16 protein-coding genes and 5 tRNA genes are annotated in these 18,352 nt (G+C 46.0%); 19 read left to right on the top strand and 2 right to left on the bottom strand.

The genetic code is table 11. From position 1 onward, the window contains the following. Window positions 1-20 precede the first annotated feature (20 nt). The 19 genes from NOG13_RS06605 (at window position 21) to NOG13_RS06515 (ending at window position 15,982) form a co-directional block, all read left to right on the top strand. On the top strand, window positions 21-218 hold the full coding sequence (locus tag NOG13_RS06605; RefSeq protein WP_283109782.1) for a hypothetical protein: 198 nt from the start codon (window positions 21-23) through the stop codon (window positions 216-218). Window positions 219-238: 20 nt separating this feature from the next. Next, window positions 239-1,084 (top strand): energy-coupling factor transporter ATPase, encoded by an 846-nt coding sequence (locus NOG13_RS06600; RefSeq protein WP_283109781.1) that lies wholly within the window; start codon window positions 239-241, stop codon window positions 1,082-1,084. Between the two features lie 22 nt (window positions 1,085-1,106). After that, entirely contained in the window at window positions 1,107-1,970 is an 864-nt protein-coding gene (locus NOG13_RS06595; RefSeq protein ID WP_283109780.1) for an energy-coupling factor transporter ATPase, read from the top strand. Beyond that, complete coding sequence (locus tag NOG13_RS06590) at window positions 1,967-2,791, top strand: energy-coupling factor transporter transmembrane component T family protein (RefSeq protein ID WP_283109779.1); 825 nt, start codon at window positions 1,967-1,969, stop codon at window positions 2,789-2,791. Before NOG13_RS06595 ends, NOG13_RS06590 begins: the two co-directional genes overlap by 4 nt. A gap of 18 nt (window positions 2,792-2,809) precedes the next feature. After that, on the top strand, window positions 2,810-3,577 hold the full coding sequence (gene truA / locus NOG13_RS06585) for a tRNA pseudouridine(38-40) synthase TruA (RefSeq protein ID WP_346347648.1): 768 nt from the start codon (window positions 2,810-2,812) through the stop codon (window positions 3,575-3,577). Then, window positions 3,570-4,808, top strand: a complete 1,239-nt coding sequence (locus NOG13_RS06580) for a DUF5711 family protein (protein WP_283109777.1) — start codon at window positions 3,570-3,572, stop codon at window positions 4,806-4,808. Before truA ends, NOG13_RS06580 begins: the two co-directional genes overlap by 8 nt. Before the next feature lie 65 nt (window positions 4,809-4,873). Then, on the top strand, window positions 4,874-5,431 hold the full coding sequence (locus NOG13_RS06575; RefSeq protein WP_283109776.1) for a CvpA family protein: 558 nt from the start codon (window positions 4,874-4,876) through the stop codon (window positions 5,429-5,431). Then, the gene (locus NOG13_RS06570; RefSeq protein WP_283109775.1) at window positions 5,412-6,023 is read left to right on the top strand and encodes a CDP-alcohol phosphatidyltransferase family protein; all 612 of its coding nucleotides are present in this window, start codon (window positions 5,412-5,414) and stop codon (window positions 6,021-6,023) included. Before NOG13_RS06575 ends, NOG13_RS06570 begins: the two co-directional genes overlap by 20 nt. Before the next feature lie 146 nt (window positions 6,024-6,169). After that, window positions 6,170-8,392 (top strand): ATP-dependent Clp protease ATP-binding subunit, encoded by a 2,223-nt coding sequence (locus tag NOG13_RS06565; protein ID WP_283109774.1) that lies wholly within the window; start codon window positions 6,170-6,172, stop codon window positions 8,390-8,392. Between the two features lie 84 nt (window positions 8,393-8,476). After that, window positions 8,477-8,550, top strand: a tRNA-Gly gene (locus NOG13_RS06560). Window positions 8,551-8,555: 5 nt separating this feature from the next. Continuing rightward, window positions 8,556-8,632, top strand: a tRNA-Arg gene (locus NOG13_RS06555). 24 nt (window positions 8,633-8,656) lie between these two features. Then, window positions 8,657-8,733 (top strand) — tRNA-His (locus NOG13_RS06550). 31 nt (window positions 8,734-8,764) lie between these two features. After that, a tRNA-Gln gene (locus tag NOG13_RS06545) sits at window positions 8,765-8,840 on the top strand. Between the two features lie 94 nt (window positions 8,841-8,934). Continuing rightward, a tRNA-Lys gene (locus tag NOG13_RS06540) sits at window positions 8,935-9,010 on the top strand. Window positions 9,011-9,477: 467 nt separating this feature from the next. Next, the gene (locus NOG13_RS06535; protein ID WP_283109773.1) at window positions 9,478-10,563 is read left to right on the top strand and encodes an ABC transporter substrate-binding protein; all 1,086 of its coding nucleotides are present in this window, start codon (window positions 9,478-9,480) and stop codon (window positions 10,561-10,563) included. A gap of 89 nt (window positions 10,564-10,652) precedes the next feature. Then, window positions 10,653-11,759, top strand: a complete 1,107-nt coding sequence (locus NOG13_RS06530; RefSeq protein ID WP_283111169.1) for an ABC transporter ATP-binding protein — start codon at window positions 10,653-10,655, stop codon at window positions 11,757-11,759. 2 nt (window positions 11,760-11,761) lie between these two features. Then, window positions 11,762-13,426, top strand: coding sequence for an ABC transporter permease (locus tag NOG13_RS06525; RefSeq protein WP_283109772.1), 1,665 nt, complete (start codon window positions 11,762-11,764; stop codon window positions 13,424-13,426). Between the two features lie 483 nt (window positions 13,427-13,909). Continuing rightward, complete coding sequence (locus NOG13_RS06520; protein ID WP_283109771.1) at window positions 13,910-15,202, top strand: sensor histidine kinase; 1,293 nt, start codon at window positions 13,910-13,912, stop codon at window positions 15,200-15,202. Between the two features lie 6 nt (window positions 15,203-15,208). Continuing rightward, window positions 15,209-15,982 carry a response regulator transcription factor gene (locus NOG13_RS06515; RefSeq protein WP_283109770.1) on the top strand — a complete coding sequence of 258 codons (774 nt, stop codon included), beginning with the start codon at window positions 15,209-15,211 and terminating at the stop codon, window positions 15,980-15,982. Window positions 15,983-16,001: 19 nt separating this feature from the next. On the opposite strand, the gene NOG13_RS06510 is transcribed toward NOG13_RS06515, so the two are convergent. Then, entirely contained in the window at window positions 16,002-17,297 is a 1,296-nt protein-coding gene (locus NOG13_RS06510) for a type II restriction enzyme (protein ID WP_283109769.1), read from the bottom strand. After that, window positions 17,290-18,126: a DNA adenine methylase gene (locus NOG13_RS06505; RefSeq protein ID WP_283109768.1), complete on the bottom strand. Its 837-nt coding sequence runs from the start codon at window positions 18,124-18,126 to the stop codon at window positions 17,290-17,292. The genes NOG13_RS06510 and NOG13_RS06505 overlap by 8 nt, the downstream gene beginning before the upstream one ends. Between the last annotated feature and the right edge of the window lie 226 nt (window positions 18,127-18,352).

Genomic DNA, 18,352 nt, shown 5'->3' with positions numbered 1-18,352 from the left:
TCCGGTAGCGGGGTGAAATCGTGACGCAGAAAGAAGTTCGCAAAAGAAACGTCATTTCATTTGTTTTGCTTGGGGCTGTTTTCGTCGGGCTCGGAATCTATGACCTTCAAGCCGGAAAAGCCACAGCCGGAATCGCATATTTCATTGCAGGCAGCGCTGCAGCAGCGCTGGTTCTGGCAGGAATCCTCCGCCGAGGAAAGAACGGCGGCGAGAAATGAATTTAGGAAAGGGCTGTTGCATGGATTATTTATCGGCACAAGATACGTCGTTTGCGTATGAAGACTCGGAAACGGAAAAAAAGATAGAAGTCCTGCACGGGGTGACGCTCGGAATCAAAAAGGGCGAGTTTGTGGCATTGCTCGGGCACAACGGTTCCGGAAAGTCGACCCTTGCGAAGCACTTCAACGCCATGCTCCTTCCAAGCGGCGGCAAAGTCTTTGTCGATGGGCTTGACACGATGGACGAGCGACTGAAAATCGAGATTCGCCGCCGTGTGGGTCTGGTTCTTCAGAATCCGGATAACCAGCTTGTTGCCAGTGTGGTGGAAGAAGACGTTGCATTCGGGCCGGAGAACCTCGGCATCGCTCCGCCGGAAATCCGCCGCAGAGTGGATGAAGCCCTGAAAGCCGTGGAAATGTATGATTATCGCCTGAATGCGCCGTATAAGCTTTCCGGCGGCCAGAAACAGCGTATCGCCATCGCGGGAATCATCGCCATGCAGCCCGACTGCATCGTCCTCGATGAGCCGACGGCAATGCTGGACCCCCGCGGGCGTGACGAGGTACTTGAAACCATCCACCGCCTCAACCGCGAGAAGGGCATTACCATTGTTCTCATCACCCATTACATGGATGAGGCGGTGGGTGCTGACCGCGTTGTCGTTATGGATAACGGCAGGATTCTGACACAAGGCACACCGAGAGAGGTGTTTTCGCAGGTGCAACTGCTGAAAGAACATAAGCTCGATGTCCCGCAGGCAACGGAACTTGTGTGGCGGCTGCGCGAGGAAGGCTTTGACATCAAGGGGTGCCCCTTGAGCGTGGAAGAATGCGTTTCCGCGCTGGAATCGGCTCTGAAACAGTAACTTTGAGACTTGGGAGAATTGAATGTTTGTCGTTGAAACAAAGGACTTGACCTATACCTACGGCGTCGGAACGCCGTTTGAAAAAACAGCCGTTGACCATGTGAGCATCGGCATTGAAAAAGGTGAGTTTCTGGGAATCATCGGGCACACCGGCTCGGGAAAGTCGACGCTGATTCAGACCTTGAACGGCCTGCTGCGCCCGACGGAGGGCACCGTGCTGCTGAACGGCAAAGACATTTGGGCGGAACCCAAGAAAATCCGCTCAGTGCGCTTTCAAGTCGGCATGGTGTTTCAGTATCCGGAGCACCAGCTTTTTGAGGAGACCGTGCTCAAGGATATCTGCTTCGGCCCGTCGAACATGGGCTTGAGCCAGTCCGAGTGCGAGGAGCGTGCTTACCGTGCGGCCGAGTTCGTCGGCCTGCCGAAAGAACTGATGGGGAAGAGTCCGTTTGAACTTTCCGGTGGCCAGAAACGCCGTGTCGCCATTGCAGGCGTGATTGCCATGGAGCCGCAGGTGCTGATTCTTGACGAGCCGACTGCCGGCCTTGACCCGCAGGGCCGCGACATGCTCCTTTCGCAGATTTCGGATTACCAGAAGAAACGCGGCAACACCGTCTTGCTGGTTTCCCACAGCATGGAGGACATTGCCCGCTGCGCGGACCGCGTGCTTGTGATGAACGGCGGAAAGGCCGTTATGCTCGACACTACCGACAAGGTATTCGCACACGGCAGAGAATTGGAGCGCATGGGGCTGCGTGTGCCGCAGATTACGCGGATTATGCTCGACCTGATGGATAAGGGTTTCCCGGTCCATCCTGCGCTGACCGTGGAGAGCGCGCTTGAAGAACTTCGTCCCCTGCTTCGGAAAGGAGGCGACCGCGCGTGATTCGCGACATCACTCTCGGCCAGTTTATTCCCGGCCATTCGCTGATTCACCGAATGGATCCGCGTGTCAAGATTGCCCTTACCTTTGTTTTCATCGTCTTTTTGTTCGTTGCTTCAAACTTTGAAGGCATGCTGCTCATGGTCGCACTGATGGTTGCCGTGTTGCTTTGCTCCGGCGTGCCGGTAAGGCAGTATTTTAAGAGCCTGAAGGCGATTCTGTTTATCGTTTTGTTTACTGCCGTGCTGAATTTGTTTTACGGAAGCGGCACGGTCGTGTGGCGCTGTCCGTTTTTCCCGGTTATGCAGATTACGGACGGCGGCATCAGCAATGCGGTTTTCGTTTCCGTGCGCATTATCTGCCTGATTTTGTACAGCTCGGTTCTGACGTTTACCACTTCGCCTACCGAGCTTACCGATGCATTGGAACGTGTTATGAAGCCGCTTGGCTTCTTTCACATTAAGGTTCATGAAATTGCGATGATGATGACGATTGCCCTGCGTTTTGTGCCGACGCTCCTCGAAGAGACCGACAAGATTATAAGTGCGCAGAAGGCACGCGGGGCCGATATGGAAAGCGGAGGCATGATGCAGCGAATCCGTTCGCTGATTCCGGTGCTCATCCCGCTGTTTGTTTCTTCGTTCCGCCGTGCCTACGACCTTGCAATGGCAATGGAGTGCCGCTGCTACCACGGCGGCGAAGGACGCACAAAGATGAAACAATTCAACTTCACAAAACTAGATGCCGCTGCAATTGCGTGCACAGCGGCGGTATGCGGCGCCGTGATTTTCTTTACCATTAAGTTTCCGGCAGCCCTACAATGACGAAAAAGATCGAAAGGAATGAGAAGCGTGCGAAATCTTCTGCTGACCCTGCGCTATGACGGCTCAAACTATCACGGCTGGCAGATTCAGCAGAATGCCGTGACGGTTCAGCAGGTTTTTCAGGAGGCATTGGCCAAGATCCTCGGCGAGTGCCCTGACGTGAAGGGTTGCAGCCGAACCGATTCGTTTGTGCATGCGCTTGAGTTCTGCGTCAGTTTCAAGACCGAGCATACCATCCCGTGCGAAAGGCTCATCGGCGCGCTGAATCATTTCCTCCCGGAAGACATAGCCGCAATCTCGTGCCGCGAGGTGCCTCTCGACTTTCACGCGCGTTATTCATGCATTGGAAAAGAATATGTTTACCGCATCTGGAATTGCCGCACGCGGGACCCGTTTCTGCGGGGCCGCGCGCTTCATTATTGGTATCCGCTGGACCTCGAAAAGCTGAATCGTGCGGCTGCGTGTTTTTTAGGAAAACACGACTTTACTTCGTTCTGCGCGGTTGATGCGCGCGAACCCGGAAACATGGAGCGAACCGTGACAAAAGCGGTTTGGAGCCGCGAGGGCAATATGGTGGAGTTCACCGTTGCTGCGGACGGGTTCCTTTACCACATGGTGCGCATCATGGTGGGCACGATGCTTCGCGTGGCGCAGGGAAAACTGCAGCCGGAGGACATCAGCCGAATTCTTTTGGCCTGCGACCGTTCCGCCGCAGGGCCGACTGCTCCGCCGCAGGGGCTTTTCTTGAAACAGGTCTTTTACAGGGATGTGAAGAGAGATGCGTAAAGACGGCCGGCGTTACGATACCCAACCCATTCCGATTCGGAAACATGCACTTCTGGACCCAAAAGAGGAGAAAAAAGAATTCGAGCGCCTGCGCGAACATCGTGTTCCGCGGTGGGTCTACCGCGTCATTGCGATTCTTGCGGTAGCTGCCATAGCCGTTCTGGCGTGGTTCAACCGAACAAACCTTGCGCCGGAGAATGTCCTCCAGTGGGTACGGACAAGCATTGTCGGCATGGGTGTGGGGGACGGCTACCCGAAAGCAATTTCCGGTTCCAACGTCGGTGCAAGAAACTTTTTATGCAGCGGAAGCAATATTGTTTATGCAAGCGATACGTCGCTCACCGTGTGCAATACTACGGCTAAAGAAATCCTGAGTACTCAGCACAGCTATTCCAATCCGCTTATGCAGGTAAATGGCATCCGCATTTTGCTTTGCAGCATCGGCGGAAAAAACGCACAAATGTTTACAACCGGCGGAGATACAGTCGAACTTACCACAGATCAAAATATTCTAGGGGCAGCCCTCACCGCAAAAGGACGAACTGCTCTGATTACCGCCGCAGACGGGTACTGCGGAAAGCTCACCGTGTATGATGCTTCCGGGAAAGTTATTTCCCACTACTGGTTCGCTGATTATTTCCCCACTGCCGTGGCGCTGAACCCGGAGGGGACCAAAGCTGCGGTAACGGGCGTTTCCTCACAGGAAGGGGAAATCGTTTCCGCCGTTTACATAATCCCGCTTGACAGCGACAAAGCGGTAAAACCGCAGGCTGTTTGCAGCGGCAACTTTTTAAGCGGCGTTTTCTGGGACACGGACGGCGCAGTTGCCGCAGTGGGAGATACCGCCGCCGTTTTTCTCAAGCCTAACACTTCGGAGAAAAAAGAATATAGTTATAATGGAGAACAGCTCACGGCGTTCTACGCGAAAGACGGCCGCCTTGCACTGGGCCTTATGCCATACAGTGGCTCACAGGACAACCGGCTGGTGGTGCTCGATTCGTCGGGAAATGAAATTTACGAAACAAAGTTTACGGAACGGGTCCTCTCGGTCTCGCTCAGCGGGCAAACCGCTGCGGCGCTTACCAACGGTACCCTCCACTTTTGTTCGTTTTCCTCGGCTACTCCAAGTGATGCCAACGCGGGCAATGATGCCTATGCAGTGGCCCTGAAAGACGAAAAATCGGCGTATGTGCTCGGGATTTCCGAGGTACGGCTGGTCAAACGGGGCTGACAACTTGTCATAATTTTCATTTCGTGTTACTATTTCCGTAAGCAATGAAAACGGAGGGATGCCTTTTGGGAGGTTTTACAGACGCCGCAATTGCCGTGATTCTGATTCTCTACGCTGTTTCAGGGTTCCGCAGGGGGTTCATCCGCGCGCTGGTTGATCTGCTCGGCGGAATTGTTGCTTTGGTAGCAGCGATTCTATTTGCAAAAAGTTTCGCAGCCTGGGCACTGGGCTTTTTTGGCCCTTCACTGCCGAAATGGGCTGCTGATCCGGTTATATCAAAAATCCTGGCAATAGTTATTCTTTTCATTCTGTTTGAGTGCTTGATTCAAACGATCGCTTCTATTTTGAGCAAAATTGCAAGACTTCCCGGTTTAAGGCAGCTCAATGCTTTGTTAGGGGGCGTCCTCGGATTCGGAAAAGGTTCCGTTGTTGTGTTGCTTTTGTGTGCGATGCTGCGCATATCTCTGCCGACTGCCGCTGCCTCAACACAGCAGAATCAGACGCTTCGCCAATTTGCACTTTCTCAGATTTACCAGACTGTTTCCGAAAACAATCCGGTCTATAATCTTATTCAGTCCCAAATTTGGAATGAGGTAGGAATTTATGGCAAAAAGGCAGTATAATAAAAATCTGAATGTGCCAAACGCTTTGACCGTGCTTCGCTTCATTCTGATTTTCCCGTTCATATATTTTTTCTTGAAGGACAACTATCTTGAGGCTTTTGTCATCTTGATTATTTCCGGCGTTACCGATATGCTTGACGGCTGGATTGCGCGTAAGTGCAACCAGTTCACCGAGCTGGGGCAGATGCTTGACCCGTTGTTTGACAAATTGACACAAGCCGCAGTCGTTATCTGCTTTGCGATCAAAGACCCAATCCTCATCCCATTGCTTGCAATTTTCATTGTAAAAGAAACTTTAATGGTGGCGGGTGCCGTTAATTTAATCAGCAGGAATAAAAAGAAGCCGACTGGTTCAAAATGGTATGGTAAGGTCGCAACCGTTCTTTTCTACTGTTCTTTCGGCGCGATTGTCGGGCTGAAATGGATTTGGCATTATGAAAGCCTGCCGCTCAGCATTACGCTGCTATCCATTACTGCAGCTTTTATGATTTATGCTTTTGTGCGTTATGCAAAGATTTACTTCACGATTCTTCATTCGGATGACCCCAAATATGAGCTCGATATACGGGAAGTCATGGATAAGAAAAAATAGCGATGGTCATAAATTTGTAAAATATCGCACAGAAAATTATGCTACAATTAACTGCGACTAAGTTCTGAAAAGAAGTGATATCCATGATTATGTGTTCCAACTGCCATAAAAGACCGGCGGTGGTGTTTCTGTCGCCGTCTGGAGATATGAAGGAAAGCCGTGGCCTGTGCCTAGTGTGCGCAAAGCAGCTTGGCATCAAGCCTGTGAATGATCTGCTTGATAAGATGGGCATTACCGATGACCAAATGGAGGCTATGGAATCCGAATTGAATGCTATGTTGAATGACCAGCAGTTTGATCCGGATGAAAACGCCATCAGCGGATTCATTCCGGGCGGTGCTGCCACATTGCCGTTTTTGCAGAATATTTTCTCTCCGGGAGAAAAAGTGCCGGAACAGGTTCAAAACGGCGAGGGAGAAAAAAGGACTCCCAAGGAAAAGCACAAAACAAAGCGAAAATATTTGGATGCCTACTGCACAAATCTAACTGCCAAGGCGAAGGCGGGCGCAATCGACGCGATTATCGGCCGGGAAAAAGAAATTACCCGCGTGATTCAGATTCTCAGCCGCCGCACGAAGAATAACCCGTGCCTCATCGGCGAACCCGGTGTCGGCAAAACGGCCGTCGCGGAAGGGCTTGCCATCCGCATCGCGAAGGGCGATGTCCCGTTTGCGCTCAAAAAGAAGGAAATCCATCTGCTGGACCTCACGGCATTAGTCGCGGGGACACAGTTCCGCGGCCAATTTGAGAGCCGCATAAAAGGCCTGATTGACGAAGTCAAGATGGAGGGCAACATCATCCTCTTTATCGACGAAGTTCATAACCTCGTCGGAACGGGTGACGCCGAAGGCTCCATGAATGCCGCAAACATTCTGAAGCCTGCGCTTTCTCGCGGCGAGATTCAGGTCATCGGCGCAACAACCTTTGCCGAATACCGCAAATATATTGAAAAAGACGCGGCGCTCGAACGCCGCTTCCAGCCGGTTACCATTGCGGAACCGTCGATTCAGGATACCGTACGCATTCTCGACGGGATTCGGCCTTATTATGAAAATTACCACCGTGTCCACGTGCCGGAAAACATTGTCAAGCGCATTGTGACGCTTTCGGAGCGGTATATCAACGACCGCTTCCTGCCCGACAAAGCCATTGACCTTCTGGATGAATCCTGCGCATGCGCCGCGCTCCGCAACAAGAAGATGGAAGAGTACGACAATGTGGTTGAGCGCGTCAATCAGCTGCGCGAGCAGGAAGAAGCCATGACGGCTGGCGGCACGGAACCGGATTATGAAAAGCTGGCAGAACTCCGTGTGGATCTTTCTAAATTGTCCGAACGTGAGAAAGAGCTGGCTCCGGCGGCCCTCGGTACACAGGTGGAAGAAGCCGACGTTGCCAAGGTGATTGAGCTTTGGACGGGAATCCCGGCCAGCCGTATTCAGGAGAACGAGCTGAAAAAGCTCGCCAGCCTTGAGCAGGTGCTCAACAGCAAGATTATCGCCCAGGAGGAAGCTGTGTCTGCCGTTGCCGCGGCAATCCGCAGAAGTAGGGTACAGTTAAGTCCCCGCCGCAGACCGGCATCCTTTATCTTCGTCGGTCCGACCGGCGTCGGCAAAACGGAGCTGGCAAAGGTTCTTGCCCGTGAATTGTTCGATACACCGGAAACGCTTATCCGCCTTGATATGTCAGAATATATGGAGAAGCACTCCGTTTCGCGCATCATCGGTTCTCCTCCGGGGTACGTCGGATATGACGAAGCCGGCCAGGTGACGGAAAAAGTCCGCCGCCGCCCGTATTCTGTCCTGCTTTTCGACGAAATCGAGAAGGCACACCCCGATGTGATGAACATTCTCCTTCAGATTCTCGATGAAGGTCACATCACCGACGCACACGGCAGAAACGTCAACTTTGAAAACACCGTTATCATCATGACGTCAAACGCCGGCAGTGAAAACAAAGAGGGCGCACTTGGCTTTGCAAAGACACAGACAGATGCAAGCCGCGAAAAGGCATTGAAGGCACTCTCGGATTTCCTGAGACCGGAATTTCTCAGCCGTGTGGATGAAATCATTGTGTTCCGTCCCCTGGATGAGGCTGCCTTTGAGAAGATTGCGCACCTGATGCTTGACGAATATGTAGGAACTTTGGATGAGCACGGCATCAAGCTCATCTATGACGATAAGGCCACTGCTTGGCTGGCAAAGCATGCCATTGGCGGAAAGAGCGGTGCACGCGACCTCAGAAATTTGATTCGCCGCCAGGTGGAAGACAAGATTGCCAATCTCCTCGTGGAGAATAGCAAAGGCACCATTAGCGGCATTTCCGTCACGGCCGATGAGGAAAACGGCATTCAGCTCAGTTATTTGAAATAATTAAGTAAAAAAACCAAATGAATTCAACTTGGAAGGTTGACAACGGCGGGGCTGTTGTGTTATACTAATAGCCGTCGCTGAAATGCGAGTGTAGTTCAGTGGTAGAACTCCAGCCTTCCAAGCTGGCCGTGTGGGTTCGATTCCCATCACTCGCTCCACATTTGCGCCAATAGCTCAGTTGGATAGAGCAACTGCCTTCTAAGCAGTAGGCCAGGGGTTCGAATCCCTTTTGGCGCGCCACACCCTTCTTTCTTTGTTGATGTGGTGGATGTAGCTTAGCTGGTTAAAGCGCCAGTTTGTGGCACTGGAGACCGTGGGTTCGAATCCCACCTTCCACCCCAAAATTTCCGGTGCGGCTATGCCGTAGTATATTGGGCTGTAGCCAAGGGGTAAGGCAACGGACTTTGACTCCGTCATTTCGTAGGTTCAAATCCTGCCAGCCCAGCCAGAAGCCTGCTCGCGGGCTTTATGCTCTGGGCAGGCATTTTTGAAAAAGTTCGATGCTTTTCCGCTTGGGCGGACAGGCTTGATAGATTTTATTTGAATCATTAGCTCAGTTGGTAGAGCACTTGACTTTTAATCAAGGTGTCCGGGGTTCGAATCCCCGATGGTTCACCAAACAGTAAACCCGCATGAATGCTGAAAAATCCAGTATTCATGCGGGTTTTTCATATTTTTAGGCTCGCGTTTTTGTTAACAAAACGTAAACCGAAAATGCAATAAAATCAACAAAAAGTAAACAAAAATTATATAAAAGGGGACATAGAGGGGACATAGACTTATGCCCTTTTTGAACGCTAAGAGCGTCAATTTTTTTCAAAACTGAGACAAGACTGAACCGGTAAGACTCCAACGTCGATTCCGCTTGTACCTTGAATATTGCACAGCGCCGTAACAGATGATTGCCACAATTTACATCTCGATCTATCGCATGTCGGTAAAGGATGACAAAACAGATACATAATTTGCAAGATTTTATAAATTTAGTTATGAATTTTAGACGATTGTTATTTTTTATCGGATAGACATAAGCGGAGAAAATAATAGAATATAGACAGAAAAACAATCAATTGGGAGGAATATCTATGAAAAAGGCCAATAAAGTAATTGCGACTATTCTGACAACTGCAGTATTGGCTGCTACAGTAACTGGCTGTAGTTCCAGTTCTGGTCCCAGCGCTGATTCCAATTCTACCGCAACAACTGCAGCAACCGACCAGTCTTCGGACAAAACTCTTACGGTTTATACACCGGATTCCGAAAGCCTTGTAAACGCTGTAATTCCGAATTTTGAAAAAGATACCGGTATTAAGGTAAATGTAATTACGGCAGGTACCGGAGAACTTGAAAAAAGAGTTCAGTCTGAAAAAGACAATCCTCAAGGCGATGTATTCTGGGGTGCCGACCCAACCATGCTGGCTCCAATGAAGGCTCTATTCCAAGAATATGTCTCCAAAGAAAACGATAATATGGAGGATGACCATAAAAATAAAGAGGGGTATTTCACTCCCAGTGTTGCCGATGGCACGGTCATTCTGGTCAATACAGATATTATCGGAGATATTAAAGTAGAAGGCTTTGAAGACCTCCTAAATCCGGCCCTGAAAGGCAAGATTGCTTTCTGCGATCCCACAAACTCCAGTTCTGCGTTCCAGCAGTTGGTTAACATGCTTTATGATATGGGCGAGAACAATGATCCCTCTTCAAAACAGGCATGGGATTACGTGGATAAATTTATTAAGAACCTAGACGGAAAAATGGCGAGCAGTTCCGGTACTGTACATAAAAGCGTTGCCGACGGCGAATATCCGGTTGGTTTAAGCTGGGAAGATCCTTGCGTTCAGTATGTGAAAAATGGTGCTCATGTAAAAGTGGTTTATCCAAAAGAAGGCGTTATCTTCACAGAGCAAAGCGTGCAGATCATCAAGAATTGCAAGCATCTGGAGAATGCGAAGAAGTTTGTTGACTACCTGCTGTCCGAAAAAATTCAGAACATTTTCGGCACACAGTTGACGAACCGTCCGCTTCGCAAGAATGTAAAACTGGCATCTTATATGAAGCCGTTCTCCGAAATGAATATGATGAAAAAATTTGATCCGAAATGGGTAGGAGATCATAAAGCTGATTTAATTAAGCAGTTTAACGAGCATTATACGAAATTGCAAGGTTAAAATTAAATTAACCTTAAAGGGCTTTGTGGTTCAAAGAAAGAGAAACGACAAAGCCCTTTCTAAATATTAATAAAAGGCAGAGAAACAGAATGAGTGTTTCAATTAACATCGAAAATGTTGTGAAAAAATATGGAAATGATACGATCATAAACGGTTTGTCCCTTAATATTAAACCAGGTGAGTTCTTCACTTTGCTCGGTCCTTCCGGCTGCGGTAAAACGACGCTACTTAGAATGATCATCGGGTTTAACTCGATTGAAGGCGGTACCATTAAAATTAACGACAAAGTCGTAAATAATATCCCGCCGAACAAGCGCAATATCGGCATGGTATTTCAAAACTATGCTATTTTCCCACATATGTCCGTCGCAAAAAACGTAGCATTTGGATTAAAAAACAGAAAAGTTCCAAAACCGGAAATTGAAAAAGAAGTAGATGAGATCTTGAAAATTGTCAAGATCGACCACTTAAAGGACCGAATGCCCGCCAGACTCTCCGGCGGACAGCAGCAGCGGGTGGCTCTTGCGAGAGCAATTGTGATTCATCCGGAAGTTCTGCTTATGGATGAACCGCTGTCTAATCTGGATGCGAAGTTACGCGTTGAAATGCGTAATGCAATCAAGAACATACAAAAGGAAATCGGGATTACCACGGTTTACGTAACACATGATCAGGAAGAAGCACTGGCTATTTCTGACCGGATTGCCGTCATGAACGCCGGTGTAATTCAGCAGATCGGCAAACCAAAGGACATTTATCAGCGGCCTGCGAATATTTTTGTTTCTACTTTCATTGGCCTTTCCAATATTTTGGAAGCCTTTGTCAAGACGGAAGGCTGTGAACCCGGAAAGAAAAAGCTTGTGTTCGCAAACGACCACTACGAAGTTTCCATGAGCAACCTTTGCGATTCGGTACAGGACGGACAAAAGGTAAAAGTTTCGGTGCGGCCGGAAGAATTTGAAATCAAAAGAGAGGGCACCGGAATTGCGGCTACCGTTGAAAGTTCTATATTCTTGGGGCTTAGTACCCATTACTTTATGGAGCTGTCAAACGGCCAAAAAGTTGAAATTGTCCAGTACTCCGATGATCAGGAAATCATTCCAAACGGAACAAAGGTATTCTTGAACGTAAAAGCATCAAGAATCAATGTTTTTGATTATGAGAGAGAACGTACATTAATTGAAGGGGTGAAATAGTCATGACAGCAAGCAATCAAAAGCGTTTCACAATATGGACTACTATTACGCTGTTGATCATGGCTGTTTTCGTTGTATTCCTTCTTTATCCTTTGGTTTTGGTATTGTATAAAAGTGTTGTCAGCCCAACCAATGGAGGATTTTCACTGGAATACTTTCAAAAGTTTTTTGGGCAGAAATATTATTGGGGTACTCTGGTGAACAGCTTTCAGGTCACGACCTGCGCAACTTTGCTTTCCGTATTGCTTGGCCTTCCAATCGCTTATTTTACAAGGAGCACAAAAATTTTAGGACGCGGCGCTTTGGAGATTGCCATTATCATTTCTTATCTGTCCCCTCCGTTTATCGGTGCGTATGCCTGGATTCAGCTGTTGGGCCGTCAGGGCGTAATTACAAAGGTACTGAACGCTATTTTTCATACCCAATTTAATGGAATTTATGGTTTCACCGGAATCTTACTAGTGTTTACGCTTCAGTCATTCCCTCTAATTTATATTTATATCTCGGGGGCTCTGAAACGCTTAGACAATTCCCTCAACGAAGCAGCTGAAAGTTTAGGCTGTACCGGTATTAAGCGAATTGTAAAGGTTGTTATGCCTTTGATCATGCCAACGATTCTGGCCAGTGCGCTGTTAGTATTCATGCGTATTTTCGCTGATTTCGGTACTCCTATGTTAATCGGTGAAGGCTACAGAACCATCCCCGTGTTGATTTACAATCAGTTCATCAGTGAAGTAGGCAGCGATGATGGTTTTGCCGCCGCGCTTAGTGTAATCGTCATTATCGTCACCACCGTAATCTTCCTGGTTCAAAAGCTGATTTCTTCCCACACTGCCTATTCCATGTCCGCATTAAAGCCGATGGAACCGCAACGTGTTTCCGGAGTAAAGAATATCCTGATTCATGTTTTCGTTTATCTTACTGTAATTCTAGCAATACTTCCACAAATCGTTGTTATTTATACTTCCTTCCTGAAAAACAACGGCGGCCAAGTATTTACCGGTGGATATTCACTGCAGAGTTACAAGGCAATTTTTGCCGAAGGGCAGAGTGAAGTCATTCGGAATACCTATCTGTTTGGATTAGGAGCCATTGCAATTATTATTGTTCTCGGTATTCTTATTGCTTATCTGACCATTCGCAAGAAGAATATCATTACCAGCATATTGGATACCATTACGATGTTTCCGTACATCATTCCGGGTTCCGTTCTGGGTATTTCGTTACTCTTTGCCTTCAGCAATCCTCCGTTACTGCTAAGCGGCACCGCTATCATCATGATAATCTCCTTTGCAATCCGACGCATGCCATATACGATTCGTTCCAGTACCGCCATTTTGGGACAAATCAGCCCGAGTGTGGAAGAAGCCGCAATTAGCCTTGGAAGTTCGCAAATGCAGGCCTTTATCAAAGTAACAGTTCCCATGATGCTTCCGGGTGTTTTATCCGGCGCTATCATGAGTTGGATCACGGCAATCAGTGAATTAAGCTCTTCGGTCATTCTTTACGGCCATAACACCCAGACACTAACCGTTGCTATTTACACCGCTGTGGTTCGCGGAAACTTTGGTACGGCTGCAGCTTATTCTTCCGTTTTAACCATAACCTCGATTATTTCGTTAATTTTGTTCTTTAAACTGTCGGGCAGCCGCGAAATAAGCGTATGATGATTTAATAAAAGCAAGACCCTTGGGGTGGGGCCTTGCTTTATGCTATACTGCTATCAGATCAATGCGGGGGTGTTGTCCGTGCATCAGTCTGGAAAGTTCAGCAGTTACCTTAAGAAATCTTATATTCATTATGCGTCTATTTTGATGCTGATTATGTCTCTGGTATTCTTTGCTTTTTCCTATTTTAATCTTCGTTTTACGATTGTGAAGACGAATCAGTCCTGTAATGGGTCTGTAGGAAGTTTTGTGAACGAGCAATACAGGCTGTATACGGACCAAGTCAGCAAAATAGCCGAATCTTCTAATATTAAAAATGTACTTTTGCATCGCAGTGCTTCAACTGAAGCGTTCCGTGAACTCTATGCATTTACGTCTGCGCAGTTGATTAAGCCGGTATTTTACTTGTTTGACTCAGAGGGCAATCTGGTTTTGTCAAATTTGTACCAGCCAAATCAGGCCATTTGCCAAGGAAATCGAAAATTGAAAGAAGCAATCGGATTTTCCAAAAGTTCTCCGGAACATGTATACAGTGGGGTCAGTGGAATACAGTACGACAACGGTCAGAAAACCGTATACCTGTTTTGCAAAGCGGTAACAAATCAGAATAAGGCAATCGGCTTTCTCTGCTTTGACCTAACGGCGGACAGCATAGACAAGGTGCTTCGGAAAAACATAGTAGACATGATTATCCTGACTGACCGTTTTGACAACGCCTTTTACTATACCAATAACTCAGTTATAAACAGCATGGGAAAATGCGAGCTGAATTGGAGCAGCAGCAACGAAGTAAAAATAGATGATAAACCGTACTATGGAATTAGTACACTTTTGTCTGACAGTAATATCAAGGTCATAACTTTGTCCTCCACCTGGGCACAAAAACAGGTCATGAGCTTGGGAATTATTTTTCTTTGCAGTTTGATGGTATTAATGGGAATCTTAATTATCATCTTTGCAAAAAAAGTGGCCCAAAATATTTCTCAGTCACTCGACGCTCTTTTATATGCTGTGCAGCAGTGCCGGGATGGAAATATCGGATACCGGATAAACTCCGTTACCTTTGAAGAGTTTCAGATTTTATACGATGAATTTAACAAGATGATGGTCAAACTGCAGGCCCTTATCAAGAACAACAGCGAACTGCTGGAACGCAAGCGCATGATGGAGGTCAGTCAACTGGAAAAACAGTTTAACCCTCATTTTGTTTTCAATGTAATGGAAACAATGAAATATGAAATTCTAATTGATCCGCAGCAGGCTGCCCGAATGATGGTCGCTTTTGCAAACCTAATGCGTTACAGCATCAACTATGGAAACTCGAAAGTGCCGTTGCAAACGGATATCAGCTATGTAAAGGACTATTTAATGCTGCAAAAGATGCGGTTCAATCAAAGGCTCAATTACCATATTGATATTGACAAAGAAATTCTGCAATATCATTTGCCAAAGCTGCTGATTCAGCCGGTAGTGGAAAACTGCCTGACACATGGGATTAACAATGTGGAACATATTGATATTAACATCATCGGTAAGAGAGTCGAAGATGACATCGAGTTCGTTATTTCAGACAACGGATGCGGAATACCAAACGACAAGCTTATGGAGATCCGTCAGCTTCTTAATACCGAGGATGCGATGCCAAGCCACATCGGGCTGTATAACATCCAAAGGCAGATTAAATTGCTGTATGGCGATTGTTATGGCCTTACTTTAAACAGTGAATTCGGGTGCGGAACCGAGGTAAGAATTAAAATACCGATAGAAAGGGCTTGAATTACATTGTTGAAGGTAATTATTGTCGAAGACGAAGACATTATCCGGAAAGGCCTTATGTTTACAATGGACTGGACAAAATACGGTTATGTTGTTGCAGCGGAAGCCGTAAACGGGAAAGAGGGGCTCGAAAAAATCCGTACCATACATCCCGACGTTGTAATAACCGATGTAAAAATGCCTTTTATCGACGGAATACAAATGCTTGAAGAGAGTATCAGTGAATTTCATTACGAGGCCATTATTATCTCCGGTTATAGTGAATTTGAATACGCGAAAAAAGCCATACGACTCGGTGTATCAGATTATCTTCTAAAACCGATCGACATAGATTCCTTGGGTGAAACCCTTCAGAAAATCTCTTTGAAAATTCAGGAGAAGGAAAAATTAGAAAAATATATTGGGGAAGAAGTGAAACAACCGGATACCCTAGTTGAACCAGCCACTCTGAACGGGCACAAAAGCCGTTATGTTCAAAAAATGCTTGACTATATCAAAAACCATTACAAAGAAAAAATATCCATTGCCGACCTTAGTGCCGAGCTGAATTTAAGCAGTACCTATCTCAATATGAAGTTTAAAGAAGAGACAAACTATACATTTAACGATTTTCTTAACCGGTATCGTATTCTCCGCTCGGTCGAACTGTTAAAACAGGGCGGTATGAAGGTCTATGAGGTGGCCGAGTCTGTCGGCTTTCAGGATTACAAGTATTTCATTTCCGTCTTTAAAAAGTATACCGGTTGTGCTCCAATAAAGTTTATCAATACCAGTATTTAGATCCTAACAAATACAACAGTTATTCAGTATTAATTAATCCCAATATCCAGTTTATCCAACCTTTAATTGTTGATGAGCGCCGGTTAAAAGTACTTCGGCTTTCTACGCTATAAAGATTGGCATTTTTCATAATCTGTATTATATCAGAAGTAGTAGGCATACTTCCACATTCAAAATATTTTCGGAGCGTATCACCAAAAGCTCGATGGGATAGTATCAGTTTACAGAAAGCTAATTGGCGTTGCTTATAACTTAGACTTAAAATATTCTTGCCGGTTTCACTTAAAGTATAAATTGTTGTTCTGCCATCTTTTCGCCTTTCAAGCAGATTAAGATATCTTGCTGCGTCGGTATAGTAGTCTGTTTGCCGTGCATCAAATGCATACTTCTCTGTAATGTCGTTACGGGTTAATTCTTTCCCGTCTAGTAATTCACAAATGTTAATAACCCGTTCAAAACTATCTGCTTGCGGAAACGGTATTTGTGGTTCATCTTCTACTTTGGAGTTACCCAGAACGGATTGAATGTCTGTAATTTCAATCGTGGTATCTTCAATCGAATAGTTTTTCTGATTTACCAATACAATAGAGTTATAATTATTAGGATCTGAAAAGCTGTATTCGTATAATCGATAAATACCATTAGAATAAACAAGAAAAATCGGCCTTACTTGCTTTGTGACACGGTTTCGCCAGACCCGAAAAGGATAATATAATTGCCTAACTAAAAAATCTTCTGATATGTCTCGTTTTGCTTCGAATATGGCTAATCCATTTATGCCTTCATATGCTGCATCAATTTCTATCTGAGAGTTGTTTACGGATACCTCCCGTGGGGTGTGAGTATTTAAATCATTTATGTTGAAGTCAAAGCTTCCGGAACCCATACGGCCCGAAACGGTCGCTACTAACGCTTCGTCATTCAAAAATTGCGAAATAATACCAGCGGCTACCGCACAATTTAATGCAATGGTTTCGCTAGGAATATTATTAGTATTCAAACTCTGTATGTAGTTTGGCAATGATACCCTTGTAATAGGATTATTTTGACTCTTAAATTTGTGATAAGCATCAAAATGAGAGATAACATAATCCCCTCTTGTAATGGGTAATATTGCTAAGTGATTATCAGCAAAAATTTTTGGCAAGTTAATTGTGTGGTCGAATTTTGCCATAAGGCGTGGTTCTCTGAACTCTTTTATTTGTGCTGCTGAAATCCGAAATTCGCCATTTACGTCAATCTGATGAAGGATGTCGTATTTTTCAAACAGTTTTTCCCAAGCATCTTCAGTTAAGCTTTTTGGTTCACTACTCATAGTTCCTCACAACCACTTCATCAACTTGGCCGCGTTTTGATGCATTGGAATTAATAGCTCTTTTGGCTTGTACAATGGTAATGTTATATCCTGTGTACAGGTTTTTAATGAAATCCGTCGCTGAGTTTGAAAGCATAAATTTTATGTTTCTGTGCGTCAAATCATCACAACATTCTTTAAGGCGAATCTGATCTTCGCGAGAAAACCCCCCTCTGGAATACCCGGTAAAGTTTGCAGTATTTGAAGCAGGATCATATGGCGGATCTAAATAAACGAAAGTTCCACAAGGGATTTCGGCTAAAACATCAGCATAGTCACGGCACGAAAATGTGATTTTGGCTTTCTGGAGATAGTTACTTACCGCTCGTAGAGTCGGAGCATTAACGATATTTGGATTCTTATAATTCCCGAATGGAGTATTAAATTCTCCAGCGTTATTTACTCGAAAAAGTCCGTTATAACATGTTTTATTCAGATAGATAAGTCTTGCGGCTTTTTCAATTCCTGATAACGCATTGTACTTTTTTTTATCGCGATCCCAATCGCGGACCTCATAAAAATGTTTTGATTCATTTTTATGCTTTGATAGTTCTAGTATAAGCTCTTCTACATGGTCGCGAATGACTTCATACATTTGGATTAAATCACTGTTTATATCGTTAACGATGGCGATTTTTGGTTGCAGCCAAAACAGCATTGCACCGCCACCTAAAAATGGCTCGCAATACGTAGTGAAATGTTTAGGGAGAAGTGGAGTAAGTGCTGGTAACAGCTGTCGTTTTCCACCGACCCATTTAACTACAGGCATAACTAATTTGTCTCTCTGCATTCGATATCCTCATTTCCCTTAAAACAACACTGTATCTGCCTTTTCAACAACTCCTTATCGCTTCTGCAGGCTATTTAAATTATATTCTTTGAGCCTTCAAAGTTCAATGGAGCACTCAGTGTCGAAAAATAAAGATTTAGTAACTTGAAAGAATAGCCAGAACTGCGAATTATCAATCTTGTTTTTAAGACAAAATCGAATTTGTTTATTTATAAAGATCATACTC

Source organism: Thermocaproicibacter melissae (genome assembly GCF_024498295.1).
GTDB classification, from domain to species: Bacteria; Bacillota; Clostridia; order Oscillospirales; family Acutalibacteraceae; genus Thermocaproicibacter; species Thermocaproicibacter melissae.
This window is presented reverse-complemented; position numbering and strand designations above follow the sequence as displayed.

What these genes read in the sequence shown, in the direction of transcription:
- NOG13_RS06570 (WP_283109775.1), top strand. Translation starts at nt 5,412, where the DNA reads ATGGCAAAAAGGCAGTATAATAAAAATCTGAATGTGCCAAACGCTTTG.
- NOG13_RS06565 (WP_283109774.1), top strand. Translation starts at nt 6,170, where the DNA reads ATGAAGGAAAGCCGTGGCCTGTGCCTAGTGTGCGCAAAGCAGCTTGGC.
- NOG13_RS06505 (WP_283109768.1), bottom strand. Translation starts at nt 18,126, where the DNA reads ATGCAGAGAGACAAATTAGTTATGCCTGTAGTTAAATGGGTCGGTGGA.
- NOG13_RS06535 (WP_283109773.1), top strand. Translation starts at nt 9,478, where the DNA reads ATGAAAAAGGCCAATAAAGTAATTGCGACTATTCTGACAACTGCAGTA.
- truA (WP_346347648.1), top strand. Translation starts at nt 2,810, where the DNA reads ATGAGAAGCGTGCGAAATCTTCTGCTGACCCTGCGCTATGACGGCTCA.
- NOG13_RS06525 (WP_283109772.1), top strand. Translation starts at nt 11,762, where the DNA reads ATGACAGCAAGCAATCAAAAGCGTTTCACAATATGGACTACTATTACG.
- NOG13_RS06530 (WP_283111169.1), top strand. Translation starts at nt 10,653, where the DNA reads ATGAGTGTTTCAATTAACATCGAAAATGTTGTGAAAAAATATGGAAAT.
- NOG13_RS06580 (WP_283109777.1), top strand. Translation starts at nt 3,570, where the DNA reads ATGCGTAAAGACGGCCGGCGTTACGATACCCAACCCATTCCGATTCGG.
- NOG13_RS06600 (WP_283109781.1), top strand. Translation starts at nt 239, where the DNA reads ATGGATTATTTATCGGCACAAGATACGTCGTTTGCGTATGAAGACTCG.
- NOG13_RS06595 (WP_283109780.1), top strand. Translation starts at nt 1,107, where the DNA reads ATGTTTGTCGTTGAAACAAAGGACTTGACCTATACCTACGGCGTCGGA.
- NOG13_RS06510 (WP_283109769.1), bottom strand. Translation starts at nt 17,297, where the DNA reads ATGAGTAGTGAACCAAAAAGCTTAACTGAAGATGCTTGGGAAAAACTG.